This is a genomic window from uncultured Serinicoccus sp., assembly GCF_947487915.1.
Lineage (GTDB): Bacteria > Actinomycetota > Actinomycetes > Actinomycetales > Dermatophilaceae > Ornithinicoccus.
In genome coordinates, this window is the sequence record NZ_CANKYH010000041.1 from 1 (window position 1) to 382 (window position 382).

Annotated in this window: 1 rRNA gene; it reads left to right on the top strand. The window is 61.5% G+C overall.

Annotation, left to right across the window (positions count from 1 at the left end):
* A 16S ribosomal RNA gene (locus Q0795_RS17140) occupies positions 1 to 207 on the top strand; the annotation flags it as partial.
* Positions 208 to 382: the final 175 nt, after the last annotated feature.

Below are 382 nucleotides of genomic sequence, written 5' to 3' on the forward strand. Positions count from 1 at the left end.
GAGTCGCTAGTAATCGCAGATCAGCAACGCTGCGGTGAATACGTTCCCGGGCCTTGTACACACCGCCCGTCAAGTCACGAAAGTCGGTAACACCCGAAGCCGGTGGCCCAACCCTTGTGGAGGGAGCTGTCGAAGGTGGGACTGGTGATTGGGACTAAGTCGTAACAAGGTAGCCGTACCGGAAGGTGCGGCTGGATCACCTCCTTTCTAAGGAGCATGAAGTTCGAGTGCCTTCCGCCCTTGTGGGGTGGGGGTGCTTGCGCCCCGTGGTGCACCCGAGTGTGGTGTCCGGGGTTGCTTCTGGGTGGAACATCGAAGAGCTGTCGCCCCGCTGGGGTGGTGTCGCCTGTGGTGAGTACGGGCTGTCCTGGGTGTGGTCCCC